Raw genomic sequence first — 24,483 nt, forward strand, 5'->3', positions numbered from 1 at the left:
GGGCCACACGCAACGAACCACCGCCGGACGCAAGTCTCGGCGGTGGTTGTCGCACGGCCGGGCCGCATACCGTTGAGCCACGGCGCCAGCCCGTGGGCCACGGAGGCCGGGCGCGCCCGACCTCGGGAGCAGGACAATGACGATGGACGCCACCAGCCAGCGCTTCCTGATGTGCCGGCCGACGTACTTCGCCGTCGACTACGCCATCAACCCGTGGATGGACCCGACCGCGCCGGTCGACGCCGCCCTGGCGATCCGGCAGTGGGAGCAGCTCCGCCGCACCTATCTCGACCTCGGCCACACCGTCGAGCTGATCGACCCGGTCGCCGGCCTGCCGGACATGGTCTTCGCCGCCAACGGGGGCACGGTCATCGGCGACCGGGCGATGGCGGTGCAGTTCCGCGACCCGCAGCGCGCCGACGAGGCCCCCGCCTACCGGGCCTGGTTCGAGGCCGCCGGCTTCGAGGTGTACGACCCGAAGCACGTCAACGAGGGCGAGGGGGACGTGCTGCTGGTAGGCGACCACCTGCTCGCCGGCACCGGGTTCCGCACCGCGCACGCCTCACACGCCCAGTTGCAGGAGGTCTTCGGCTACCCGGTGGTCACCCTGCAACTGGTCGACCCGCGCTTCTACCACCTGGACACCGCGCTGACCGTGCTCGACGAGCGGACCGTGGCGTACCTGCCGGAGGCGTTCTCCCCCGGCAGCCGGGCGGTGCTGCGCCGGCTCTTCCCGGACGCGGTCCGGGCGGGCATGGCCGACGCGGAGGTGCTCGGCCTCAACGCGGTCGGCGACGGCCGGCACGTGGTGCTGCCCGCGCAGGCCACCGGGCTGGCCGCGCAGCTGCGCGACCGGGGTTACCAGACCATCGGTGTCGACCTGTCCGAGCTGCGCAAGGCCGGCGGCGGACCGAAGTGCTGCACGTTGCGAATCCGTCAGGGAAAGGCGAGCCAGTGATCGAGGACATGGTGCGGACCCCGTCCGCCGTCCGGGACGCGGAGCGGTACACCGCGCACAACTACCACCCGCTGCCGGTGGTGATCTCCTCCGCCGAGGGGGCCTGGCTCACCGACGTGGACGGTCGGCGCTACCTGGACTGCCTGGCCGGCTATTCGGCGCTGAACTTCGGCCACCGGCACCCGACCCTGATCCGGGCCGCCCACGAGCAGCTCGACCGGCTCACCCTGACCAGCCGGGCGTTCATCCACGACCAGTTCGCCGACTTCTGCCGGGAGTTGTCCGCGCTCTGCGGCAAGGACCTGGTGCTGCCGATGAACACCGGCGCGGAGGCGGTGGAGACCGGCATCAAGGTGGCCCGCAAGTGGGGCTACCAGGTCAAGAAGGTCGCCCCCGGGCAGGCGAACATCATCGTCGCCGGCGGCAACTTCCACGGCCGGACGACCACCATCGTCAGCTTCTCCACCGACGCCGACGCCCGCGCCGACTTCGGGCCGTACACGCCCGGGTTCACCGTGGTGCCCTACGGCGACCTGGCGGCACTGGAGGCGGCGATCGACGAGAACACCGTCGCCGTGCTGCTGGAGCCGATCCAGGGCGAGCAGGGCGTGGTCCTGCCGCCGGAGGGTTACCTGCCGGGCGTACGCCGGGCCTGCACCGACCGCAACGTGCTGTTCATCGCCGACGAGATCCAGTCCGGCCTGGGCCGGACCGGGCGCACCTTCGCCTGCGACCACGAGGGCGTCGTACCGGACATGTACCTGCTCGGCAAGGCGCTCGGCGGCGGCATCGTGCCGGTCTCCGCCGTCGCCGCGGACGCCGACGTGCTCGGTGTGCTCCGGCCGGGCCAGCACGGCTCCACGTTCGGCGGCAACCCGCTCGCCTGCGCGGTCGCCACCGAGGTGGTCCGGCTACTGGCCACCGGGGAGTTCCAGCGCCGCTCCGCCGAGCTGGGCGAGCGGCTGCGCGCCGGGCTGGCGGGGCTGCTCGGCAGCGGGCTGGTCGCGGTGCGGGTACGCGGGCTGTGGGCCGGGGTCGACATCGACCCGGCGCTGATGACCGGGCGGCAGGCGTGCGAGCGGCTGATGGACCGGGGCGTACTGGCCAAGGACACCCACGGCTCGACCATCCGGCTGGCCCCGCCGCTGGTGATCACCTCCGACGAGATCGACCACGCGGTGGCGCAGCTCGCCGCGGTGCTGGCCGGCTGAGGTCGTACCCGCAAGGGCGCCGGGACCGTCGCGGTCCCGGCGCCCTTGCGCCGGTGCGTCGACTCAGCCCTCGCGCAGCGGCCGGCCCACCTCGTGCAGGTGCGCCAGCCCCTGCCGGTACGAGTCGATCAGCCCGGTCTCCGCGTACGAGATGCCCTGCTCGATGCAGTAGGCCTTCACCAGCGGCTGGACCCGGCGCAGGTTGCCCCGGGGCATGTTCGGGAACAGGTGGTGCTCGATCTGGTAGTTCAGGCCGCCCAGCGCCAGGTCCACGAACCAGCCACCGGAGACGTTGCGGGACGTGAGCACCTGCTTGCGCAGGTAGTCGAGGTCGTCCTCGTCGGTGGGCATCAGCATGCCCTTGTGGTTGGGGGCGAACGCACACCCCATGTAGAGGCCCCAGAGCGCCTGGTGGATGACGGCGAACAGCAACGCCTTGACCGGCGACATCACCGCCAGCAGCAGGCCGACGTAGCCGACGGTGTGCGCCACGAGCAGCAGGGCCTCCACGGCCCGGTGCCGCACCGGAACCCGCCACCCGCCGCCCGGCTCCCGGTCGGTCAGGGCCCGGATGCTCGCCACGTGCAGCGCCAGCCCCTCCAGCAGGAGCAGCGGGAAGAACAGGAACGCCTGCCGGCGGGCCATCCACCGACCGAAGCCCCGGGTCGCCATCACCTGCTCGTGCGTCCAGACCAGCGCACCCGCGCCGACGTCAGGGTCCTCGTCGGCGTGGTTCGGGTTGGCGTGGTGCCGGTTGTGCTTGTCCACCCACCAGCCGTAGCTGAGCCCCACGGCGAGATTGCCGGCGATCAGGCCGGCCGCCTCGCTGTGGCCGCGTCGGCGGAACATCTGCCGGTGCCCGGCGTCGTGCCCGAGGAACGCCACCTGGGTGGTGGCCACTGCCATCACGACCGCCAGCGGCAACTGCCACCAGGAGTCGCCGACCATCGCGACCAGCACCCAACCGGCCAGGAAGGTACCCAGGGTCCCGACAATGCAGGCCGTGTACCAACCGGGACGCCGGTGTAACAGCCCCGCCTCCGCGACCCTACGGGACAGGCGCGCATAGTCGCTGCCCCGCCGGGCGGTCGACGCTGCCAACGTCGAGGAACTCATCTGATGGCACCCTCCGGTGTCGCGGCCGCACCCGATGGGCGGCCTTCCGTCACCAAGCCTGGCGTCATAGATGAGACTGGACAATCCTTGTCAGCCCCCAGTCCAGGGTGGAGCTACCCCTACCGGCCGCGGTCGGTAGGGGTCAGTTGCGCGGTAGCCGCATCGCCATGGTGGGCGCCTCGGCCATCACCGACGTCGGGGTGAACGCCGCCCCGGTGGGCAGTTCCCGGGCCCGGCCGACCTGCACCCCGGGGTACAGCTCCACCATGTCCGCGCCGCCGAGCACCCGGGACTGCTTCGGGGCCAGCGGGACGCGGTCGGCCTCGGTCATCGAGCCGTTCGGCCTGATGCCGGAGCCGTTGGTGCTGACGTCGGTGACGATGACCTCGCCGACGCGCAGCTCGAACCGGACGTGCGCCCGGCTGATCCAGCGCCGCGCCTCGTCGTTGAGCCACTGCCCGAGCATCACGCCCCCGGTCTCCTCGGGGGCCCGGCCGACCGTCACCGGCTCGTCCTCGGTGAGGACGAAACGGCGGCGGATCAGGCCACCGATCCGGATCGCCAGCACCTCGCTGCGCGGACGCGGCCCGGCGTCGGAGAGCCGGGCACCGTGCCGGGGGCAGGTCGGCACGCCGTTGCGCAGGGCGGGCGGCGGCTGACCGGCCGGGGCCCGGTCCACCCGGGCCAGGTCGGCGAACGCCCCACCGCCCCCACCGCCGCCGAACAGCGCGCAGCCCGGCTCCGGGCAGCGCCACTTGCGGGCGAGCAACTGCCCGCCGACCGGGGAACGGTCGCCCTCGACCGGGGTGTGCCCGCCCCCGACGTGCGCGACGAAGGCCGGGCCGCCCGCGCCGGGCACCGGGGCGACGACCCGTCCCGGCTGCTCCACCAGCCACGGGAACCGGCCGCGCAGGCCGTCGAAGCGGACCCTGCTGACCACCGGCAGACCGAGCAGGTCGGCCACCTCCAGCATCCGGTCACCCGGGTTGTCGAGCACCTCGACCAGACCGTCGTCGGCCCACCGGCGGACCACCATCCGCTCGTTGGAGGTGAGGTCGGCGTCGGAGAGCAGCGCCCGGTGCACGATCGCGTAGACCGGGACGCTGTCCTCGGCCAGCTCGCGGGAGAGCGCGTCGATCACCATGCCGAGCCGCAGCAGGCTGGCCGGGCGGCCACCGTCGAGATCCTGGTAGCGGATCACCTCGGCCAGGTCGAGTACCGCTCGGGCCAGGGACGGGTCGGTGCAGACCCGCCCTTCGATGGCGTCCAGCACCTTGCTGATCTCGAATCTCATCGCGCGCTCCGGAGGATGTCGTCGATCTGCCGGGCCGCCACCGCCGGCCCGGTCGGCACCTGCCCGCCGGGGTGAACAGGCGCTGCCTTGGCACGACCCTACCGGTGCCCGGGTCAGCCCATCCGGCCCACCGCCGCGCGCAGCCGGGCCACGTCGCGCCGACGCCGCTCGTAGGTGGCGGCGAGGGTGATCAACGCCAGCCCGCCGACGGCCAGGTAGATCCAGCGGGGCAGCAGGTCCCAACCCCGGACCAGTTCGTGCACCGCGAGCAGGACGAGGGCACCGCCGCCGAGCACCACCGGGGCCTGCCAGCGCCGGACCGCCCCGACCAGCACCACGCCCAGGGCGGCGCCGCCCAGCAGCAGCCGCCGCCACGGCTGCGGGTCGGCGGCCACCAGCACCGACACCAGGCTGGGCAGCAGCCCGGCGGCGAGCCCCGGGCCGAGGGCGAGCCAACTGGTCAACCCGGGTCGGGCCCGCAACGCGAGCAGGCCGGCCAGCAGCGTCAACCCGGCCGCCGGCAGGGTGTACGCCTCCAGCAGCACCACCTCGCCGCTGATCAGCAGCAGCCACGCCCCGAGCAGTTCGCTGCCGCCGGCCACCGCCCCGAAGGCCCACCGCCGGCCGGCCGACCGGCCCGGGTACAGCACCCGCAGTGCGGCGGCGGCACCCCAGAGCACGCAGATCACGGCCGCGTACCGGATCGCGCCGACGGTGAGCAGCAGGGCGAGCACGGCCACCGCCTGCGCGGCGGCCTCCAGCGCCCGTACGGTGAACGAGCCGCGCCGGGCCAGCGCGGGTGCGCCGAGGAGCACCGCCACCGCCACCCCGAGCACCGGGAAACCGGCCGTCCGGGTCGGCAGGCCGGCGGCCAGGGGCGCGGTGAGCGCGAACCCGGTGGCCGCCGCGACGGCGGTCAGGTAGCCCAGCAGCCGTACCCCGGCCCGCCGGCCGACCGCGCCTACCACCGCCGCCGCGACCACCAGCAGGGCGAGCCCGGCCAGCGTGCCGGCCCGGGTGGCGAGCAGCCCGACCAGGCCGGCGGCCGTCCACAGCAGACCGATCGGGGTGGTCACCGGCACCAGCAGCGCCCGGCCGCGCCGGTGGGCCGGTGCCGCCGCGGCGGCTCCGGGAGCACCCGGGGCGGTCCCGTGGGGAGCGGCCTGGCCCTGTTCGGTTCCGTGGGGAACAGCCCCGCCCGGGGCGGCGGACGGGGCCGGGCCGGTGAGCGTGGCGGTGAGCAGGGCGGCGACCCCGACGAGCAGCACCGCCGCCGGCACCACCGGCCAGGGGGCGTCCGCGCCGAGCAGCAGCACGGGCAGCGCCGCCGCCCCGAACGGCAGCGCGGCGACGGCCGCCCCGGACCGGTCACCGGTGTGCCGGTGGACGACCAGCGCGGCCGTGCCGGCCAGGACCAGCAGCGCCGCCCCGACCACGGGGGCACCGGTAGGCCCGTCCCCGGTCGGCGCCCCGGACCAGGGTCGCACCGGCCCGCCGTAGGGGGCGGCGAGCGCGGCCAGGGTCACCGGCGCGGCGGCGACCAGCGCCAGGCCGGCCAGCACCGCACCGACCACCCGGCCCGGGGTCACCGGCGCGGTCCGCCGGTCGGCCGGCACCAGCGCGACGACCGCCAGCGCCGCGTAGAGCGCGAGCGGCTCCCCACCGGGTACGACGGTGGGCGCGACCACGGCGGCGAGCGCCAGGGCGAGCGCGGTGCCGGCGTACCCGTCGAGGTCGGGGCGGCGACGACGCAGCGCGAGCAGCGGGACCAGCAGCAGCACGGCGGCGACGAACCCGGCCCGCGACTGCCACCAGGCCGGTGCCCCGGCGGCCCGCGACGCGACCGCCGCGCCGGCCGGCACGGTGAGCAACGCGACCGTCAGCGCGACCCCGGCGACCCGGCCCGCGACGGCGCTCGCCGGGCGGCCGGGCAGTGCCACCACCAGCCCGGCGACCAGCACCACCCCGAGCGCCACCAGCATCCCGGCCGGGGCGGCCGAGGCCACCAGCAGGCCGTGCCCGAGCAGCACCGTGGCCCCCGCCGCGCCGACCAGCACGGTCGGGGCGCGCCGGCCGCGCAGCACCGCGACCGGCAGCAGCGCCGCCCCGACGACCAGGTCGACGGCGAGGGTGGCCGGCCACGGGGTGACCGTCACCGCCGGCAGTGCCGCAGCCGTGACCACCACCGCCAGCAGTACGGTCACCGGGCGGGCCGCCCTCGGCAGCAGCAGGAGACCGGCGCCGGTGGTGAGCAGGACGACGAGCGGCAACTGCCAGCCCCAGGCGAGGTCGGGTCCGGCGGCGGCGCCCTGCCAGGCGGGCAGCGACCGGTCCACCGCGAGCGCCGCCACGGCCCCGGTGGCGAGCACGACGACCTGGGCCGCACCGCCCGCGACCAGCAGCGCGCCGACCCGGGGGCCGGTGCGGTGCCGCTGCGGCAGCAGCCGGACGGCACCGGCCAGGGTGGCGGCCACCAGGCCGACGGCGAGCAGCAGGAACCCGGCCCGCAGTTCCGCCACCGGCCGCAGCACCGCGACGGCCAGCAGCGGCACCAGCAGCCCGGCGGTGATCTGCCGGAACACCGTCGCTCCGGCGACCCGGGCCGCGCCGGCCAGGACCAGGCCGACGAGGAGCAACGGCAGGCCGGCGAGCAGTGGCTGACCGCCGGCGCGGCCCAGCGCCAGCGGCACCAGGGCACAGCTCGCGGCGACGGTCAGCGCGCCGCCGAAGCCGAGCCAGCCGAGCACCCGGCCGGCGAGCACGGAACCGGACGGCCCGGCGACCGGCCCCCCGCCGGCCGCCGGACCCCCGTCCGCCGGGGCGACGGTGGTGCCCGACCCCCCGGCGGGCACCACCACCCCTCCCCCGGACCCGCGACGGCTACAGCCGCCGCGGGTGGCGCCGCCGCGGCCGGAGCCACAGCGGCGGGATCGGGCCCGGCCGGGGCCGGGGAGCGGCGGCGCAGCACGACCACCACCGCGAGGTCGAGCAGCGCCACCCCGAGGAAGGTCAGCGTCCAGCCGGTGGCTCCCGGGCGGGACTGCGCGACCGCGAGCGGCAGCACCGGCTGGACCACGAACAGCGCCGCGAACCACGGCACGGTGAGCCTGCTGAGCAGGGCGTACCCGGCGGCGACGGCCGCGCTGACGCCGGCGACCAGGGCGGCGTAGCGGGTGCCCGGCCAGTCGGCGGTGCCGAGCAGGTTCACCGACCAGGCGGCGTACCCGTCGAGGACTACCAGCAGCAGGCCGACGGCGGCGAACGTCTCGGCGGTGCCGCGCAGGCCACGCCACTTCGCCACCAGCGGCACCGCCAGGGCGAGCGCGGTGAACGCGGCCAGGATCAGCGCCCGGCCGGCCACCCCGACGGTGGCCCAGGCGACGGCGGTGAAGACCACCGCCGCCGTGCCGAGCAGCAGGCCACCGAGGACGAACAGCAGCCACTGGATCGTCCGGGTGGACGTCTCCGGGCGACCCGGGGTGTCCTGCGGGGGCACGGGCCCGGCGAACGCGCCCGGCGACATCGGCCTCCCCGGGCGCACCGGCGGCGCGACCGGACCGGCCGGCGTGGCGACCGGGGGGCCGGCCGGCGTGGCGGGAGGTGCGGCCGGCGCGGGTGGACGGACCGCCGCGCCGACCGGGACCGGCGCGGGGATCTCCCGGCGGATACGGGCCGCCAGCTCCGCCCGTCGGCGCTGCGCCGCGAGCAGTCGGGAGCCGAGCCCCTGGTACGCCTGCCGGGCCCGCTCGACCTCCCGGCCGAGGGCGACGATCTCCCGGTCCAACCGGACCACCTCGGCGGCGGGCGGGTACGGCCCGAGCCCGCAGCCGGCGCACCCACGGGTCAGCTCGGCGGGTGCTCCGCAGCGGGGGCAGGGGTAACCGGTGTTCTGCACCCGGCCATCCTGCCGGTGGGCGGCAACCGGAGGCCAGAGTGCCCGTACCTAGGTACGGGTGTTCTCGTGCACCCAGGCGGCGTACGCCGGGTCGCCGCTGCGGGCCTGGGTGACCAGGATCTCGGGCACCTCGTACGGATGGTTGGCCCGGATCTGGGCGACCAGCGCCGTGGCCCGGTCGGGGGCGGTCTTGAACTGCACCGACCACTCGGTGCTGGTCTCCACCCCGGCCCGCCACCAGTACGTGCTGTCGACCTGGCCGCCGACCTGGGCGCAGGCGGCCAGTCGCCCGGCCACCGCGGCGGCCGCCATCAGGTCCGCGACGGAGCGCGAGTCCACCACCGTCGTCACCACGCAGATCTGGTCCACCTGCGCACCTTACGCGGGAACGGCGGTGAACCGGTCGACCGTCACGGTACGTTCACCGGGCCGTCACGCTGTCCCGGTTGTCGGCGATCCAGCTGTCGATCCGGTCCCACCAGTCGAACAGCCAGTCGATCCGCTCCTGCCGGCCGGTCGGGACGTCCTCGGGCGGCACGGACCAGAACCGCATCACGATCCGTTTGTCCATCGGCAGTTCGCGCCACACGTCGGCGACGGTGAGCATCCGGTCCAGACCGGTGTGCGCCACGAAGATCACGCCGGCCTCCGGCGCGGCGTCCAGGGCGGCGAGCACCCCACCGGGCTGCGGGGCGAGCACGTGCTGCATCCGCTCGGCGCGGACCGCCATCCGTTCCAGGCCGAGCGCGCGCAGCTTGGCGATGGCCCGCAGCCGCCGGCCGGGGGTGAAGTTGCCGCCCTCCGGGAAGATCACGAAGGCGTCGTCGTCGTCCAGCCCGGTGGCCAGGTGACCGATCTGCCGGACCGCCGACCCCCGCCCGTCACCGGGGGCGATGAACCGGTTGGGCAGGCGGTTGAGCAGCACGTCGATCGCCGGGTCCCACTGGAGCGCCTCCTTGAGCACGATCCGGGGCTCCCGCTGGAACCAGTTGACCAGGGAGTGGATCAGGATGAACGAGTCACCCGGGCCGGCGTGCCGGCAGAGCACCAGTTCCGGCCGGCCCGGCAGGGCGGTGTCCGGGTCGGTGCCGACCACGTCGATGCTCAGCCGCAGCGTCCAGCGGGCCTGCCAGAACAGCACCCGCAGGAACCAACCGGCGAGCACGTAGTGCGCCCGTTGGAAGGCCGGCGTGCGCTTCCACCGGCCGAATCCGGAGGCCAGCCAGAGCACGAACAGGGCGACCAGCGCGGCGGCGTCCCAGACCAGGTAGACACAGCCGATCCAGAGCAGCCGCAGCGGACGCAGCCGGCCCGGCACGAACGGCGACGCGGCCAGCGCGAGCAGCGCCCAGACCGGCACCGTGGTCAGCACCGTGAACGCGAGCAGGATCACCCCGGGCGCGAACAGCAGCCGGCGTACCCACCGAGGGGGCAGCGGCATCAGCGGTCCAGGCTCGCCAGGTAGTGCCGGGAGGCGGTGTAGGCGCGGCTGATCCGCCGCCCCACCGCCGCCATGTCCCGGTACGCCCACGGGCTGTCGTCGCGCGGTTCCAGCCCGCCGGTCGGCAGCACGTGCACCCGTACCCCGTCGGGCAGGGCGGCCATCTCCCGGGCGAACCGGTGCCGGCGGGCGATCTCGAACGCGACCTGAGCGATCTCCCACGGCCGGCGGGGCGGCGTCAGCTCCCGTTCGATCCGCCCCACCTGGAGGACGAAGATCTGCGTCGCGCCGACGGCGACCGCCTCGCCGATCGGGATCGAGTTGACGATCCCGCCGTCTATGTAGTGCTGGCCGTCGATCTGTGCCGGCGGCAGCAGCCCCGGTACGGAGGCGGAGGCGAGCACCGCCGGCACCAGTGGTCCGGTGTGGAACCAGTGTTCGGCGGCCCGCTCGATGTTGGCCGCGCAGCAGCGGAACGGCACCTTCAGGTCGGCGAAGGTGGTGTCCGCCCCCAACTCCCCCTCCAGCAGCTTGCGCAGCGGCCGGGGCGAGTGCAGGTGGGTACGGGCGGCGAAGCGGCGCAACTGCCGGGCGACCGAGTCGCCGTACACCTCGCTCGCCTCCGGGGAGGCCCAGAGCCGGACCAGCCGGTCGGTGACCGCCTCGGACGGGTCGGCGGCGACCAGCGCGCCGTTGACCGCGCCGATCGAGGTGCCGAGCACGACGTCGGGGCGGATCCGGGCCCGGAACAGGGCACGCAGCATCCCCACCTCGACCGCGCCGAGCACTCCCCCGCCGCCGAGCACGAACGCCACCGGACCGCCACTCATGCCGTTCATCCTGGCACGCCACCGCCCGTGGCCGTGCCGCAGCCGCTGGTCACCGCCGCGCGTTCCGGACCGGTGGCGGTGGGCGAACCCGCCACTGCGGAGGGTCATCGGGCAACTGGACAACCGTTGACAGGGGGGACACATTCCCGCAACCTGACACCACCCCGAACCCCAGGCAGGTGCGAACACTGATGGCAGCCCTGAACGCCGGTAGGTTGCTGGCCCGCAGGTACCGGCTACTCGACAGGATCGGGGCCGGCGGGATGTCGGTGATCTGGCGGGCCCGCGACGAGGTGCTCGACCGGGTCGTCGCGGTCAAGGTGCTCGCGCCGTCGCTGGCCGCCGACGCCCGGTTCCGGGACATGGTGCGCGAGGAGGCGCGCTCGGCCGCCCAACTGGTCCACCCGCACGTGACCGCCGTGCACGACTACGGCGAGGCGCTCGCCCCGGACGGCGAGATCACCTCGTTCGTGGTGATGGAGCTGCTCACCGGCGAGGAGCTGGAGCACCGGCTGAGCGAGGGGCCACTGCCCTGGCCTGAGGCGGTCGAGGTGGGCGCCCAGGTGGCCGAGGCGCTGGCGGCGGCGCACCGGCTCGGCATCGTGCACCGGGACATCACCCCGGCGAACGTGATGATGACCCGGATCGGCGCGAAGGTGCTCGACTTCGGCATCGCCACCCAGGTCGGCACCCCCGACGACGACGAGGACGGCGGCACCTTCGGCACCCCGGCGTACGTCGCGCCGGAACGGTTGGACGGTGCGCCGGCCCAGCCGTCGACCGACGTCTACTCCCTCGGCGTGCTGCTCTACGAGACGCTGACCGGCCAGCCGCCGTACCCGGCGGAGACCTGGGAGCAGCTCGCCGCCGCGATCGCCGACGAGCGACCGCCGGTGCTGGACGGCGTACCGGGGCTGCCCCCGGTGGTGGTCGACGTCTGCCTGCGCTGCCTGGCCCGGGACCCGCACGAACGGCCGACCGCGCACCAGGTCGCCACCGCCCTGCGCGACCAGTTGCTGCCGGGTGACCCGCAGGCCGCCACGATGCTCGCCCCGACGGTCACCCTGCCCGCCGTCCCCGGGTCCGACGCCCCGGACGACCGGCCAACCACCCCGGCCGCCGGAACCGGCCCGGCCGTCGTCGGTGCGGCAGCCGGCGTCGGCGCGGTGACCGGAGCTGGATCGGTGACCGGCGTCGGCGCAGCCGCCGCAGCGGCCCCCGGTGACGGCACCGCAGCATCCGGACGGGCCGGGGTCGGCGGTGCGGCCGGTGGCCGGGCCGGGGCCGCGGCGACGGCGGACACCGGCACCCCGGGCGGCCGGCACGTCGGCAAGGGCGGCCCGGGTGGTGGGACCCCGGAACCGGAGCTGCTGCCGCCGTCGCGCCGCCCGTTGGTGGCGGTGGGGGTGCTGGTCGTGCTGACCGCGGCGGCGGTGCTCCTGCTCGCCCCGCTGCTGGAACCCGGCACCCACTCCCCGCCGGTCGCCGGGCGGACCGAGGCCCCGGCGACCGAACCGACGCCGCCGGGCACCTCCCAGCCGGCGGCGGAGCCCACCCCGCCGCCGGCCCCCCGACGGGCCACCACCGCGCCCGCACCGGCGCGCCCGCCGGCCACCACCCCGGACGGGGGCCAGGGCGGCGGCGGGCTGACCGAGGCGGCCGACCGGATGCGCCGGCTGATCGACGACGGGGTCCGCACCGGCGAGGTCCGCGAGGACGTCGGCCTGGACCTGCGCAACGTGCTGGCCAACCTGACCCGGTCCGCCGCCGAGGGCCGCTCCGACGTGCCCGCGCAGGTGGCCGCGCTCCGCGAGAAGGTCACCCGCCGCATCGACGAGGGGGGCATCACCCCGGCGTACGGCCGGCAGCTCGACGCCGCCGTCCGGGACCTGGCCGCGACCACCGTCTGAGCGCCCGCGCCGTCCCGCCGCGCGCCCGTCAGCGGGTACGCAGCCCGACGGGCCGGCGCAGCGGCGGGGCGGTGCCGAACGCGACGGCCCGGTAGACCGCCTCGTAGCCGTGGGCCATCCGCTCGGTGGAGAACTGCTCGGCCACGTGCGCGGTGCAGGCCGCCGGGTCGAGCCGGATCACCTCGCGCAGGGCCGCCGGCAGCTCCCGGGCGTCGTCGCGGACCAGCCCGGTCACGCCGTCCACCACCACCTCGGGCACCGCACCCCGGCGCAGCGCCACCACCGGCGTGCCGGTCGCCATGGCCTCCACCATCACCATGCCGAACGGTTCCTCCCACTGGATCGGCATGATCAGGCAGCGGGCGTCGGCCAGCAGCCGCAGGGTCGCCTCCCGGTCGGCGTTCATCACCACGTCGACGTCGTGGCCCAGCATCGGCTGCACCACCTCGGCGAAGTACCGGCGTTCGGCGGGCTCGTTGCACTTGCCGGCCAGGGTGAGCGGGAGGCCGGCCGCCCGGCAGGCCCGGATCGCCGTGTCGGGGCCCTTGTCCGGGCTGAACCGGGCCAGCCAGAGCACCGGGCCCCGGCCGGGTTCCCGCTTGACCGGCACGTCCCGGCTGTCCAGCGCGTTGTGCACCGTACCCACCCAGGGCAGCGCGGGGTTGGCCCGCCGTTGGGCGTGCGAGATGGCCACCAGGCCCACCCCGTGGTCGGTGTCGCCGAGCACCGCCCCGTACTCGCCGACCGGGTTGCCGTGCACGGTGGCCACGGTGGGCACCGCACGCCGGCCGGCGACCAGCGGCCCGATCGTGGTGTGGTCGTGGATCACGTCGAAGTCGGCGGCGGACACCAGCCGGTTGATCCGGGCCAGGTGGGCCAGTTCCGGCAGCGACTCGCCCAGCCGGTCGTACTGCAACTCGTCGATCGTGGAGACGAAGTCGGCGGTGGTGCCGTGCTGCCGGCCGGCCCCGAAGAGGGTCACCCGGTGCCCGTGCCCGACCAGCGCGTCCACCAGCCCGTGCACCACCTGCTCCAGCCCGCCGTACCCGGGTGGCGGCACCGACAGCCAGGGTGGCACGAGCATCGCGACCCGCAGCGGCGGCCCGGACGGCGGACGTTCCGACGGACGGTGGGTCACTGCCACGAATCCTCCCCCGTTGTCCCGGTCCGGCAGGTGTGTCCGGCGGGATCGGCGGCGATTTCCCCCTGTCCGGACACGCAAACGCGCCCCGGCCGGGTGGGGCCCGTCCGGGGCGCGTGCGGCGGCGGGCGGTGGAGCCAACCCCCTTGGCTCCGCCGCCCGCCGCCCGGAGGAGGCAGGTCTGTGGTTACGACGTCTCGGCGAGCGTCACGGTTGCGGTCGCCTCGGCACCATTTCGCTTGTAGGTCACCTGGACCCGGTCGCCGACCTTGCCGGCCTGCACCGCGCCGACCAGATCGTTGGAGTCGTTGATCACCGTGTCCCCGAACTTGGTGATCACGTCGCCGCGCTGGATGCCGGCCTTCTCGGCGGCGCTGCCCCCGGCGACGGAGGCGACCAGCGCGCCGCCGTCCTCGGCCGCGTTGACGCTGACCCCCAGGGACGGGTGGCTGATCTTCTCGCCCCGCTGGAGCTTCTCGGCGACGTCCTTGGCCTTGTTGCTCGGGATGGCGAAGCCGACGCCGATGTTGCCGGTGCTGCCCTGCCCGGCGGTGGCGATGGCGGTGTTGATGCCGATCACCTCACCCCGGGTGTTGACCAGCGCGCCACCGGAGTTGCCCGGGTTGATCGGGGCGTCGGTCTGGAGCAGGCCGGAGATCGAGCTGGCACCGCCCTGCGGGGACTGCTGCGGGCCGTTGCCGCTGCCGGCCTGGATGGTGCGGTCGCGGGCGCTGAGGATGCCGGCGGTGACCGAACCCTGCAAACCGAGCGGGCTGCCCAGGGCGAGCACCTGGTCGCCCACCTGCATGGCGTCGCTGTCGCCGAACTTCGCCGCCTTGAGGTTGTCGAGACCGCTGGTCTGGACCACCGCGAGGTCGGTCTTCGGGTCGGTGCCGACGATCTTGGCGGGGGCCGACTTGCCGTTGGCGAGGACCACCCGGACGGCGTCCCCGGAGGCGGAGGCGACCACGTGGTTGTTGGTCAGCACGAAGCCGTCGGAGCTGAGGATCACGCCCGACCCCTCACCGCTGTCGGTGATGATCGAGACCACGCTGTCCTGCACCGAGGCGGCGATCTTCGGCAGATCGGCGCTGTTGATCACGGGCGCGGCCGAGTAGTTGCGGGTGATCCCGCCCCGGTCGCCGTCGACCGCCAGGGCGAGCGCGCCACCGGCCACGCCGGAGCCGAGCATCAGGGCGAAGACCGCCACCCCGGCGCCGACGAACTTGGCCACCTTGCCGGCCTGCGGTGCGGGGGCGGGCGCCCACGGCGGAGTCGGCTGGCCGGGGTGCTGCGGCCCACCCGGGCCACCCTGCCCCGGGTAACCGGCGGACGGCTGACCCACGCCGGGCTGGCCGTATCCGGCACCGGGCTGACCGGGGTAGCCGGCCGACGGGGTGCCCACGCCCGGCTGCCCGGGACGGTGCTGGCCGGGGTAGCCACCGGCCCACCCGGACTGCTGCTGGCCGGGCTGGTAGCCGGCCGACGGGTACTGCCCCGCCGGGGAGTGACCCGGGTAACCGGTGGACGCGGGATAGCCGGGCCGGTACGCCTGGTCGCCGCCACCGGACGGGTACGAGGTCTGCGGGTATCCGGCGGCGGGCGGCGCGTACGGCGACGCGGGTGGCGCGTACGCCGGTCCGGGGTTGGCCGTGCCGGCCGGCTCCCCCGCGGTGCCGGCGGCCTGACCGGGGGTGTTGGGGGTGTCGGACTCGCCGCGCGTGGCGCGGGACGGCTCGGCGGAGGGGTGCGACGGCTCGGCGTCGGGGGCAGCCGGCCGACGCTGCGGGTCGGTCTCGAACTCGGTCATGCCCCTAGTTTTCCCCGTCGCACTGTCACCCACCTGGAACCCGCCTGGAAGTTTTCTGAAAGTCACAGCGGGACCGGTAGGGGGTCACTCCGGGTCGCCGTCCGCCTCGGGCAGCAGGGGCAACCGGACCCGGAAGGTCGCCCCGCCGCCCGGGGTCTCGTCCACCTCGACGGTGCCCTGATGGGCGGTGACCAGCGCCGCGACGATGGCCAGGCCCAGCCCGGTGCTGGTGATCCCGCTGGCCCGGCGGGTCCGGGCCGCGTCGGCGCGGTAGAACCGTTCGAAGACCCGCTCGGCCTGTTCCGGTGCGAGCCCCGGCCCGGTGTCCGCCACCTCCACCACGGCCACGTTCCCGGCCTCGGAACGCAGCCGCAGGGTCACCGACGCCTCCGGCGGGGTGTGGGTCAACGCGTTGGTCATCAGGTTGCCGATCACCTGCCGTAGCCGGGCGTCGTCGGCGTGCACCACCAGCGGGCCGGAACCCGGGGCGATCTCCAGCTCGACGTGCCGTTCGGGGGCGACCACCCGGGCCGCCTCGACCGCCTCGGAGGCGAGCACCGGCAGCTCCACCGGGGCGAGCGACAGCGGGCGTTCCCGGTCCAGCCGGGCGAGCAGCAGCAGGTCCTCCACCAGCAGCCCCATCCGGGCCGCCTCGTCCTCGATGCGCCGCAGCAGGTCGGCGGTCTGCTCGGGGGCGCGGGCCGCACCCTGCCGGTACAGCTCGGCGAAGCCCCGGATGGTGGTCAGCGGGGTCCGCAGCTCGTGCGAGGCGTCCGCGACGAACTGCCGCATCCGCTCCTCCGACCGCCGGGCGCGGGCCTCCGACGCCAGCGCGGCGTGCGCCGCGTCCCGGGCGCCGGCCTCCGCCGTACGGGCGGCCATCTCCGAGGCGGCGCGGGCGGTGAAGGCGGCCTCGATCTGGGCCAGCATCGCGTTCAACGCCCGGGAGAGCCGGCCCAGCTCGGAGGTGGCGCACTCCTGCCCCTCCTCGGGGTCGGGCACCCGGCGGGTCAGGTCACCACCGGCGATCGCCGCGGCCGTCCGTTCGATCTCCACCAGCGGTTTCAGGCTGGTGCGGACGATGGCCGCGCCGATCGAGGCGAGCAGGATCAGCACCGCCCCACCGACCAGCATGTCTATCCAGATGAGTCGCTTGACCGCCAGGTCGACGTCGGTCATGTGCTGGCCGAAGGCGAGGATCCGGCCGTCGCCGAGGTCCGTGTAGAGCATCCGCCACCGGGTGCGGCCGTCCTTGGACTGGACGGTGAACGGGTCGCCGACCAGGGCCGAGAAGCCGGCGAAGTCGGTCGGGAACTCCGGCAGTTCCTCCGGGCGCAGGCCGGAGTAGCGCGACGTCCCGTCCACCCCGGCCCGGCTGGCCTGGGCGGCCACGTAGTCGGTGGGGATGCCCACCACGAGCGGGCCCTGGGCCTGGCCGAGCGCCCGCGCCACCCCGTTGGTGTCGCCGCGCAACTGGTCGTCGACCTGGCCGATCAGGTACTCCCGCAGGAAGTACGTGGTCAGCGAGCTGATCACCACGAGGGCGATGGCGACCAGGGTGAGCACCGCCGCGACCAGCTTGACCCGTAGCGGAACGCTCCGGAGCCGCCCCTTCGCCTCGTCGAGCGGATTCACGCCGCCGGCTTGCGCAGGACGTAGCCCACGCCGCGCAGGGTGTGGATCAGGCGGGGCTGGGTGTTGTCGACCTTGCGGCGCAGGTAGGAGATGTACGACTCGACGATGTTGTCGTCACCCCGGAAGTCGTAGTTCCACACGTGGTCGAGGATCTGCGCCTTGGACAGCACCCGGTTGGCGTTGAGCATCAGGTAGCGCAGCAGCTTGAACTCGGTCGGCGAGAGCTGCACCCGCTGGCCGGCCCGGTGCACCTCGTGGGTCTCCTCGTCCAGTTCGAGGTCGGCGAAGGTGAGCCGGGAGGGGGCGTGCTCGCCGGTGGCCGTACGCCGCAGCACCGCCCGGATCCGGGCGGTCAACTCCTCCAGGCTGAACGGCTTGGTGACGTAGTCGTCGCCGCCCAGGGTGAGCCCCCGGATCTTGTCGTCGGTGGCGTCCCGGGCGGTCAGGAACACCACCGGGGTACGCGTGCCGCCCTCCCGGAGCATCCGGATGACCTCGAAGCCGTCCAGGTCGGGCAGCATCACGTCGAGCACCACCAGGTCGGGACGGTGGTCCTTGGCCGCGTGCAGGGCCGCGCTGCCACTGGTGGCGGTCGCCACGTCGAACCCCGCGAAGCGGAGGCTGGCGGAGAGCAGTTCGAGGATGTTGGGGTCGTCCTCGACGACGAGCAGTCGCGCCTCGGTCTGGGTAGCGGCCATGCTGGCCATCATCCGTGACGTCGCTGCGTCGGCGCTGGACGGTTCCTGCAAAAACCCTGTGAAGCCGGCCGGGGCGGCGGTCAGCGCCCGGCCGGGGGCCGTCACCGCAGCAGCCGACGCAACCCGTCCAACGCGCCGTCGAGCACCCGGATCGCCGTACGCAGCTGGGTGTCGCTGAGCCGGCCGGCCCGGACCAGGGCCCCGACCTCGACGGTGAACTCGGCCAGCCGCTGGTCGAACTCGGCCAGCAGGGGCGGTTCACCGGCGGTGGGGGCCGCCGGGCGGGGCGGGGCGGAGGCGGCCGGACGGTCCCAACGGGTCTGCCGGGTCTGCCGGGTGGCCTCGCGCAGCTCCCGCTTGAGGTCCCGTACCGAGCCGCGTACCTCGGTCTGGATCTCGCCGGCCAGCGCGGAGAGATCCTCCACCGAGGCCGAGATGTCGGATTCCAGGGCGGTCAGCTCGTCGGCGCGCTGCCGCAGCTCGGCCCGGCCACCCTCGGTGATCTCGTAGACCTTGCGGCCACCGGCGGCGGTGTGGGTGACCAGCCCGTCGGCCTCCAGCCGTTGCAGCCGGGGATAGATGGTGCCGGCACTGGGGGCGTACAGGCCGAGGAAGCGTTCCTCCAACAGCCGGATCAGCTCGTAGCCGTGCTTGGGACCGTCGTCGAGCAGCCGCAGCAGGTAGAGCCGGAGCCGCCCGTGGCTGAACACGGCGGTCACGGCAGCTCCTCCTGGTCGGCGTCCACCGGCCGGGCGAGCAGCGCGATGCTGCCGGAGGTCGCGGACGCCCAGAGCTTACCCGCGCCCGTGCCGAGCACCCCGTGGCTGTCCTTGACCGGGCCGACGCCGGCCCCGCCGCCGACCTGGGGGAAGCCGCTGGTGATCCGGCCCGAGGTGGTGTGCAGGTGGACGGCGAGGTCGCTGTCCTCGCGGACCCGGACGGTGATCGGGCCGGAGATGGTGGTGAGCCGGATGTCGCTGCGCCGGGGGTTGTCCAGGTCGCAGGTGATCGCCCCGGAGACGGTGTTGGCGTGCACCCGGCCGGCCGCGCTGTCGGCGAGGGTCACCTCGCCGGAGACCGTGTTCAGGACGAGGTCGCCGGTGACGCCGAGCGCCTCGACCGGGCCGGAGACGATCCGCGCGTTGGTGCGCCCGGCCAGGCCCATCAGGGTGATCTGCCCGGAGGTGACGTCCACGGTGGTGTCGCGGGACAGCCCGGAGGCGACCAGCGTGCCGTCGACCAGGTGCAGGTCGGCCAGGGTGCCGGCGGGGACGGCGACGGACACCTCGGCCCGGAACCGGCGGCCGAGCTGCCCGAGCCACCAGAGGAACCCGGGCCAGCGGGGCGGGCGTTCGTGCTCGATCCGCAGGACGCCGTCGCGGTGCTCGACGATGACCGGCCGACTGCTGATCCGGGTGACGTCGATCCGCGCCGGCCCGTCGGTGCCGACCACGTTGAGCCGCCCGGTGACCAGGCGGACGTCGAGCCGGGTGACCGGCTCCTCGATGGTGAGCCGTTGCGGTCTGTCGACCTTCCAGTTGGTCATGACGTCTCCCTCCGGGGTCACGGCCGACGGCCGCACCACTGCACGGCGGAAGCGTAACGCGATACATCGCGATAGAACAAGACTGTCGCGAGTCACCCACCCGACCGCCCCACCCGACCGACCCGCGGTCGGCAAGATCCACTCATCTGGGCCGATCCAGCGGTATCCCGGCCTACCGATCACCGCAACATCGGCCCACGCGAGTCGATCACGCGGAACGCGGAGGGCCGATCACGCGGAACGCGGAGGGCGATCGCGGGGCGCGCGTCAGGGCGATCGCGGGGAGCGCGATCCTGATCTGCGGGTCAGGCGGCCAGGCCGAGGGCCGTCCCGGCGGCCGGCACGGGCCGGGGCGACGACGCCGGGGGCACGGGGGCCGGGGCGGGACGGCTGGTAGTCGGGCGGGGCGGGAGCAGGTGCACGGCCGACTCGGCGGCCCGGGCCAGCACCCGGCGGTCCGCGCCGGCGACCGGGTGCAGGGCGGCGGTCACCACGACGTCGACGACCAGGTCGCGGGCGGCCAGCACCCGGCGTACCGAACGCCACAGTGTCTCGTCGCCGAGGAAGGCGGCGGTGGTGGTCGTCGCCCCGGTGGCAGCAGAGCGGTAGCTGATCCGTAGCGGCACGACGGGGGCGCCGGCATCGACGGCCGCCTGGAAGACCGCCGGCCGGAAGCCCCGGCGCGGCCGGCAGTCGGCCGAGGGGACGACGCCGCACCAGGTCGTCCCCTCGGGGAAGACCGCGACCGGGTGACCGGCGCGCAGGGTCGCCGCGAGCCGGGCCACCGTGCGCGGCAGGTCCCGGGGGCGCGACCGGTCGACGAAGACCGCGCCACCCGCGCGGGCCAGCAGCCCCAGCACCGGCCAACTCCGCACCTCCCGCTTGGCCAGCAGTCGGGCCGGCGCTACCGCCAGCACCGCGAGCACGTCCAGCCAGGAGACGTGGTTGGCGACCAGCAGCGCCCGTCGCCGGGGCAGCCGCCCGCGCACCACCAGGCGCACCCCGAGCACCCCGGTGGTCCGCCGGGCCCAGGCCCGCAGCACCGCCGCCCGTCGCGCCGCCGGCACCACCGGCAGCAGTACGGCCATCCCGGCCCCGGCCAGCAGCATCCCGAGTACGCCCAGCAGCCGGGCCACCTGCCGCACCGGCGACACCCCGGCCCGCCCCTCCCCCGGCAGGCAGTCCGGCCCGCAGCCGGCGGTCGGCCGCCACAACTCGGCGCTCACCGGGTCACCCCGCCCATGAAGTGCCGGCGGTAGCGCGGGTTCATCCGGTCCAGCGAGAACAGCAGGTAGAAGTCGGCACAGCGGAAGTCCGGGTCGTACGCCGGTTCCCCGGCGATCCACGCGCCGAGCCGCAGGTAGCCACGGACCAGCGGGGGGATCAGCGCCCGCCCGGCGGGGTCCCCGGTGGCCGACTCCGGTGTCGCCGCGCCCGGCTCGGCGAACCAGGGCCGCAGCGGGCGGACCCGCATCAGCGGGGGCGCGAGGTGCCCCGCCCGGCCCAGCGCCCACGTCTCGGCGACGGCCCGGCCGCCGTCGCCGACCGGCACCGAGGCGCAGCCGCCCAGCCAGTTCACCCCGCGCAGGTGCAGGTATCGGGTCAGTCCCGCCCACATCAGGTTGAGCACCGCGCCGGTGCGGTGCTCCGGGTGCACGCAGGAGCGGCCGGTCTCGACCAGCAGGTCGCGCAGGGGGTCGAGGGGGGTCAGGTCGAACTCGCCGGCGGCGTACCGGCGGTCGGTGCGGCCGGGGGGCAGCAGCCGGTAGGTGCCGACCACCGCGCCGGTGCGCTCCTCGCGGACGATCAGGTGGTCGCAGTGGACGTCGAGGTCGTCGGTGTCCAGCCCGGCGGCACCCGGGCGCAGGGTCGCGCCGAGTTCGGTGGCGAACACCTCGTGGCGCAGGCGTTGCGCGGCCGCGACCTGGGTCGGGTCGTCGGCGATCAGCAGGGTGTATCCACTGGTCGTCAGGGGTGCGCCAGCGGCATGCAGAACAGCCATGGGACCTGTGTAGGTGCCCCGGGTTGCCGGCCTCCCGGGGACGGGTGTCGATCCGGTGAACGCCGGTCGGCGGGATCGGTCGGCGGCGTGACCAGGGTGGCGTACGGGGCCGGTGGGGCGGTTGGAAGGGTGGCCGGCGCGTGCGAGGCTGCCTGCGGGCGCCCGGCGGTCGGCCGGGCCGACGACACGGCGGAGGGGCGATGATCATCGAAGCGCGGTACCAGGGGCCGCCCGGCACGGGCAACGGCGGCTGGAGCGCGGGGATCTTCGCCGGGGCGTACGGCGCGGACGGGCCGGTCGAGGTGACGTTGCGTCGCCCGCCGCCGCTGGACACCCCGCTCACCCTCGCCGACGGCGACGTGCGCGACCCCGACGGGCACCTGGTCGCCGAGGTACGCCCGGCCGGTGCTCCGCCTGCCCCGGTGCCCCCGGTGGACCCGGCGACCGCGCGGGCCGCCTCGGCCGGCTACCCGGGACTGGTGGACCACCCCTTCCCCGGTTGCTACGTCTGCGGCCCGGAGCACCCGGACGGCCTGCGGATCTACCCCGGGCGGCTGCCCGACGGCCGGACCGCCGCGCCGTGGCGGACGCCCGTGCGGGTGACCGCGCCGACGGTGTGGGCGGCGCTGGACTGCCCCGGGGGCTGGGCGGTGATCGCCCCGGGCCGGCCGTACGTGCTGGGCCGGCTCGCCGTGACGCTGGACGCGCTGCCCGAGCCGGGCGGGGAGTACGTGGTCACCGGGGCGGTGGACACCGTCGAGGGACGCCTGGCGGTGGTGCGTACCAGCCTCTACGACGGTGCCGGTGGGCTGCTGGGCCGGGCCCGCGCCACCTGGGTCGCGTTGCCTGCCGAGCCTCGTCCCTGAGGACGACCCGCTCCTGCCTGAGTCGGAGCAGGGCCTACCGACCGGGGCTGATGGCGTAACTTGACCTGACCAGCAAGGCTGGCAGCGGCGCATTCCGCAACGGCGTCGCAGAACGCGGTGCCCCGCGCGCCGCCGCACGGGAGGAGAACGATGTCCGACGGGCAGTGGAGCCCCAGCACCGGCCAGATCGTCGTGTCCGGTTTGACCAAGCAGTACAAGAACGTCCGGGCGGTCGACAACCTGTCCTTCACGGTCGAGTCCGGTCGGGTGACCGGCTTCCTCGGGCCGAACGGGGCGGGCAAGACGACCACCCTGCGGATGCTGCTGAACCTGGTCACCCCGACCGGTGGCACGGCGACCATCGGCGGCCGGCGGTACGCCGACCTGACCGACCCGCTGCGGCACGTGGGCGCGGTGCTGGAGGCGTCCAGCGCGCACAAGGGCCGTACCGGCATCAACCACCTGCGGGTGATCTGCGCGGCGGCCGGCCTGCCCAGGAGCCGGGCCGACGAGGCGCTGGCACTGGTCGGGCTCACCCCGGCGGCGAAGCGCAAGTTCAAGGGCTACTCGCTGGGCATGAAGCAGCGGCTCGGCATCGCCGCCGCGATGCTCGGTAACCCCCAGGTGCTGATCCTCGACGAGCCGGCCAACGGTCTCGACCCGGAGGGCATCCGGTGGATGCGTGGCTTCCTCAAGGGGCTGGCCCACGAGGGGCGTACGGTGCTGGTCTCCAGCCACCTGCTGTCCGAGATGCAGCTCCTCGCCGACGACGTGGTGATCATCGCGGCCGGCAAGCTGATCCGGCAGGGCCCGGTGGAGCAGGTGCTCGGCTCGATGGCGCAGGGCGGCCGGGTGCGGGTGCGCACCCCGCAGGCCGAGGAGCTGACCGTGGCGCTGCGTGAGCAGTCCGCGACGGTGGAGACCGGCGAGCACGGCGTGCTGCTGGTCAGCGGGGTGGACGCGCCGGCGATCGGCCGGGCCGCGCTGGCCGCCAAGGTCGAGCTGCACGAACTGACCCCGGAACGACCCGACCTGGAGCGGGTGTTCCTGGAGCTGACGGCCGGGAAGGCGGGCATCCGATGAACCTGGTCCGATCCGAGCTGTTGAAGATCCGTACCACCAGCACCTGGTGGATCTTCGGGCTGATCACGGTGCCGTTGTGGGCGCTCACCGCCCTGATCAACTGGTTGCAGACCGACGCGCTGGCCAGCAACAACTTCGGCGACGTGCCGGCCGACCAGGCCGACCAGATCCAGGCCGTGCAGTCGGTGGACAGCCTGGCCGCCAACGTCTACACCAACGGGCAGTTCTTCGGTCTGATGATCGTGATGCTGCTCGGCATCATCGTGGTGACCAGTGAGTTCTTCCACCAGACAGTCACCACCACCTTCCTCACCGTGCCGCACCGGACGGCGGTGATGCTGGCCAAGCTGGCCGCCGCAGCCGTGCTGGCCGTGCTGTTCTGGCTGGTCACCACCGTGTTCAACCTGGCCTTCGGGGCACTGGTGATGAACAGCGTCGACCTGGGCTCCCAGCTCGGCAGCGGGGCGGTCTGGCGGGCCACCGCGCTCAACGGCCTGGCGTACCTGCTCTGGTCGGTGCTCGGCGTCGGGATCGGGGTGCTGATCCGCAGCCAGATCGGCGCCACGGTCACCGGCATCCTGCTCTACCTGGGTGGCGCGGTCGGCGCGGCCATCGCGATCAGCATCCTGGCCAACCGCTGGGGCGACTGGATCAACGACCTCCAGGTGCTGGTGCCGTCGCTGGCGTCGTCGCTGATGGTCAGCGGGACCGAGATCCCGGGCAACCCGCCGCGCTGGGCGGGTGCGGTGGTCCTCATCGGGTACGCGGTGGTGGCCGGCGCGATCGGCACCCTCACCATGCGGCGGCGGGACATCTCCTGACCCGACCCGTTCTCCGCACCGGCCCGGCGTGACGACCCGTCGCGCCGGGCCGGTGCCTTTTCCGGGCGGCCCCGGACGGGCGGCACTCCGCCCGCACCCACTCCGGTACGGAGTCGGCGGGACACGAAGAGCTGATTGACTTTCGACATCTTCTGTGAAACCGCCCACCCCCCGGAGGTGGAAATGCCTATCGTATTTGCACGGCGTAGCCTGGGAGCCGTCTCCC

At 74.8% G+C, this 24,483-nt stretch carries 20 protein-coding genes; 6 read left to right on the forward strand and 14 right to left on the reverse strand.

What is annotated here, in order from left to right; all coding sequences use genetic code 11:
- Positions 1 to 142: 142 nt before the first annotated feature.
- On the forward strand, positions 143 to 958 hold the full coding sequence (gene ddaH, locus FJK98_RS27175; RefSeq protein WP_194823626.1) for a dimethylargininase: 816 nt from the start codon (positions 143 to 145) through the stop codon (positions 956 to 958).
- On the forward strand, positions 955 to 2,169 hold the full coding sequence (gene rocD / locus FJK98_RS27180) for an ornithine--oxo-acid transaminase (protein WP_205789229.1): 1,215 nt from the start codon (positions 955 to 957) through the stop codon (positions 2,167 to 2,169). Before ddaH ends, rocD begins: the two co-directional genes overlap by 4 nt.
- 63 nt (positions 2,170 to 2,232) lie before the next feature.
- On the opposite strand, the gene FJK98_RS27185 is transcribed toward rocD, so the two are convergent.
- The 6 genes from FJK98_RS27185 to FJK98_RS27215 form a co-directional block, all read right to left on the reverse strand.
- The gene (locus FJK98_RS27185) at positions 2,233 to 3,285 is read right to left on the reverse strand and encodes an acyl-CoA desaturase (RefSeq protein ID WP_145921501.1); all 1,053 of its coding nucleotides are present in this window, start codon (positions 3,283 to 3,285) and stop codon (positions 2,233 to 2,235) included.
- 142 nt (positions 3,286 to 3,427) lie between these two features.
- Positions 3,428 to 4,579 (reverse strand): FHA domain-containing protein, encoded by a 1,152-nt coding sequence (locus FJK98_RS27190; RefSeq protein WP_145921502.1) that lies wholly within the window; start codon positions 4,577 to 4,579, stop codon positions 3,428 to 3,430.
- A gap of 113 nt (positions 4,580 to 4,692) precedes the next feature.
- Entirely contained in the window at positions 4,693 to 7,434 is a 2,742-nt protein-coding gene (locus tag FJK98_RS27195) for an SCO7613 C-terminal domain-containing membrane protein (protein WP_168222557.1), read from the reverse strand.
- Positions 7,435 to 8,522: 1,088 nt separating this feature from the next.
- On the reverse strand, positions 8,523 to 8,843 hold the full coding sequence (gene cutA / locus FJK98_RS27205) for a divalent-cation tolerance protein CutA (protein ID WP_145921504.1): 321 nt from the start codon (positions 8,841 to 8,843) through the stop codon (positions 8,523 to 8,525).
- A gap of 52 nt (positions 8,844 to 8,895) precedes the next feature.
- A complete protein-coding gene (locus tag FJK98_RS27210) occupies positions 8,896 to 9,915 on the reverse strand; it encodes a 1-acyl-sn-glycerol-3-phosphate acyltransferase (protein WP_145921505.1) in 1,020 nt (339 codons plus the stop codon).
- Positions 9,915 to 10,745: a patatin-like phospholipase family protein gene (locus tag FJK98_RS27215; protein WP_145921506.1), complete on the reverse strand. Its 831-nt coding sequence runs from the start codon at positions 10,743 to 10,745 to the stop codon at positions 9,915 to 9,917. The genes FJK98_RS27210 and FJK98_RS27215 overlap by 1 nt, the downstream gene beginning before the upstream one ends.
- Before the next feature lie 191 nt (positions 10,746 to 10,936).
- Here FJK98_RS27215 and FJK98_RS27220 point away from each other — a divergent pair, with 191 nt between their 5' ends.
- The gene (locus tag FJK98_RS27220; RefSeq protein ID WP_145921507.1) at positions 10,937 to 12,655 is read left to right on the forward strand and encodes a serine/threonine-protein kinase; all 1,719 of its coding nucleotides are present in this window, start codon (positions 10,937 to 10,939) and stop codon (positions 12,653 to 12,655) included.
- Between the two features lie 28 nt (positions 12,656 to 12,683).
- Here the strand turns inward: FJK98_RS27220 and FJK98_RS27225 are convergent, their stop codons facing one another.
- The 8 genes from FJK98_RS27225 to FJK98_RS27260 form a co-directional block, all read right to left on the reverse strand.
- Positions 12,684 to 13,793, reverse strand: coding sequence for a glycosyltransferase family 4 protein (locus tag FJK98_RS27225; RefSeq protein ID WP_370517096.1), 1,110 nt, complete (start codon positions 13,791 to 13,793; stop codon positions 12,684 to 12,686).
- 190 nt (positions 13,794 to 13,983) lie between these two features.
- Positions 13,984 to 15,606: a trypsin-like peptidase domain-containing protein gene (locus FJK98_RS27230; RefSeq protein ID WP_145921508.1), complete on the reverse strand. Its 1,623-nt coding sequence runs from the start codon at positions 15,604 to 15,606 to the stop codon at positions 13,984 to 13,986.
- 84 nt (positions 15,607 to 15,690) lie between these two features.
- Entirely contained in the window at positions 15,691 to 17,241 is a 1,551-nt protein-coding gene (locus FJK98_RS27235; protein ID WP_145921509.1) for a cell wall metabolism sensor histidine kinase WalK, read from the reverse strand.
- Positions 17,238 to 17,939, reverse strand: a complete 702-nt coding sequence (locus FJK98_RS27240; protein WP_088646020.1) for a response regulator transcription factor — start codon at positions 17,937 to 17,939, stop codon at positions 17,238 to 17,240. The genes FJK98_RS27235 and FJK98_RS27240 overlap by 4 nt, the downstream gene beginning before the upstream one ends.
- 101 nt (positions 17,940 to 18,040) lie before the next feature.
- Positions 18,041 to 18,658, reverse strand: a complete 618-nt coding sequence (locus FJK98_RS27245) for a PadR family transcriptional regulator (RefSeq protein WP_145921510.1) — start codon at positions 18,656 to 18,658, stop codon at positions 18,041 to 18,043.
- A complete protein-coding gene (locus FJK98_RS27250) occupies positions 18,655 to 19,485 on the reverse strand; it encodes a DUF4097 family beta strand repeat-containing protein (protein ID WP_145921511.1) in 831 nt (276 codons plus the stop codon). The genes FJK98_RS27245 and FJK98_RS27250 overlap by 4 nt, the downstream gene beginning before the upstream one ends.
- Before the next feature lie 305 nt (positions 19,486 to 19,790).
- Positions 19,791 to 20,711 carry a 1-acyl-sn-glycerol-3-phosphate acyltransferase gene (locus FJK98_RS27255; RefSeq protein WP_145921512.1) on the reverse strand — a complete coding sequence of 307 codons (921 nt, stop codon included), beginning with the start codon at positions 20,709 to 20,711 and terminating at the stop codon, positions 19,791 to 19,793.
- The gene (locus tag FJK98_RS27260; protein WP_145921513.1) at positions 20,708 to 21,487 is read right to left on the reverse strand and encodes a GNAT family N-acetyltransferase; all 780 of its coding nucleotides are present in this window, start codon (positions 21,485 to 21,487) and stop codon (positions 20,708 to 20,710) included. The genes FJK98_RS27255 and FJK98_RS27260 overlap by 4 nt, the downstream gene beginning before the upstream one ends.
- 200 nt (positions 21,488 to 21,687) lie before the next feature.
- On the opposite strand from FJK98_RS27260, the gene FJK98_RS27265 reads away from it, so the two are divergent.
- From FJK98_RS27265 to FJK98_RS27275, 3 genes are all read left to right on the forward strand, one after another.
- Positions 21,688 to 22,353 (forward strand): hypothetical protein, encoded by a 666-nt coding sequence (locus FJK98_RS27265; RefSeq protein ID WP_145921514.1) that lies wholly within the window; start codon positions 21,688 to 21,690, stop codon positions 22,351 to 22,353.
- Between the two features lie 150 nt (positions 22,354 to 22,503).
- Positions 22,504 to 23,436, forward strand: coding sequence for an ABC transporter ATP-binding protein (locus FJK98_RS27270; protein ID WP_145921515.1), 933 nt, complete (start codon positions 22,504 to 22,506; stop codon positions 23,434 to 23,436).
- The gene (locus FJK98_RS27275) at positions 23,433 to 24,257 is read left to right on the forward strand and encodes an ABC transporter permease (RefSeq protein ID WP_145921516.1); all 825 of its coding nucleotides are present in this window, start codon (positions 23,433 to 23,435) and stop codon (positions 24,255 to 24,257) included. The genes FJK98_RS27270 and FJK98_RS27275 overlap by 4 nt, the downstream gene beginning before the upstream one ends.
- The last annotated feature ends 226 nt before the right edge of the window (positions 24,258 to 24,483 follow it).

The sequence above is a fragment of the Micromonospora sp. HM134 genome, from assembly GCF_007833915.1.
GTDB classification, from domain to species: Bacteria; Actinomycetota; Actinomycetes; order Mycobacteriales; family Micromonosporaceae; genus Micromonospora; species Micromonospora wenchangensis.

What these genes read in the sequence shown, in the direction of transcription:
- ddaH (WP_194823626.1), top strand. Translation starts at nt 143, where the DNA reads ATGGACGCCACCAGCCAGCGCTTCCTGATGTGCCGGCCGACGTACTTC.
- FJK98_RS27185 (WP_145921501.1), bottom strand. Translation starts at nt 3,285, where the DNA reads ATGAGTTCCTCGACGTTGGCAGCGTCGACCGCCCGGCGGGGCAGCGAC.
- FJK98_RS27190 (WP_145921502.1), bottom strand. Translation starts at nt 4,579, where the DNA reads ATGAGATTCGAGATCAGCAAGGTGCTGGACGCCATCGAAGGGCGGGTC.
- FJK98_RS27210 (WP_145921505.1), bottom strand. Translation starts at nt 9,915, where the DNA reads ATGCCGCTGCCCCCTCGGTGGGTACGCCGGCTGCTGTTCGCGCCCGGG.
- FJK98_RS27215 (WP_145921506.1), bottom strand. Translation starts at nt 10,745, where the DNA reads ATGAGTGGCGGTCCGGTGGCGTTCGTGCTCGGCGGCGGGGGAGTGCTC.
- FJK98_RS27220 (WP_145921507.1), top strand. Translation starts at nt 10,937, where the DNA reads ATGGCAGCCCTGAACGCCGGTAGGTTGCTGGCCCGCAGGTACCGGCTA.
- FJK98_RS27230 (WP_145921508.1), bottom strand. Translation starts at nt 15,606, where the DNA reads ATGACCGAGTTCGAGACCGACCCGCAGCGTCGGCCGGCTGCCCCCGAC.
- FJK98_RS27240 (WP_088646020.1), bottom strand. Translation starts at nt 17,939, where the DNA reads ATGGCCGCTACCCAGACCGAGGCGCGACTGCTCGTCGTCGAGGACGAC.
- FJK98_RS27250 (WP_145921511.1), bottom strand. Translation starts at nt 19,485, where the DNA reads ATGACCAACTGGAAGGTCGACAGACCGCAACGGCTCACCATCGAGGAG.
- FJK98_RS27260 (WP_145921513.1), bottom strand. Translation starts at nt 21,487, where the DNA reads ATGGCTGTTCTGCATGCCGCTGGCGCACCCCTGACGACCAGTGGATAC.
- FJK98_RS27265 (WP_145921514.1), top strand. Translation starts at nt 21,688, where the DNA reads ATGATCATCGAAGCGCGGTACCAGGGGCCGCCCGGCACGGGCAACGGC.
- FJK98_RS27270 (WP_145921515.1), top strand. Translation starts at nt 22,504, where the DNA reads ATGTCCGACGGGCAGTGGAGCCCCAGCACCGGCCAGATCGTCGTGTCC.
- FJK98_RS27275 (WP_145921516.1), top strand. Translation starts at nt 23,433, where the DNA reads ATGAACCTGGTCCGATCCGAGCTGTTGAAGATCCGTACCACCAGCACC.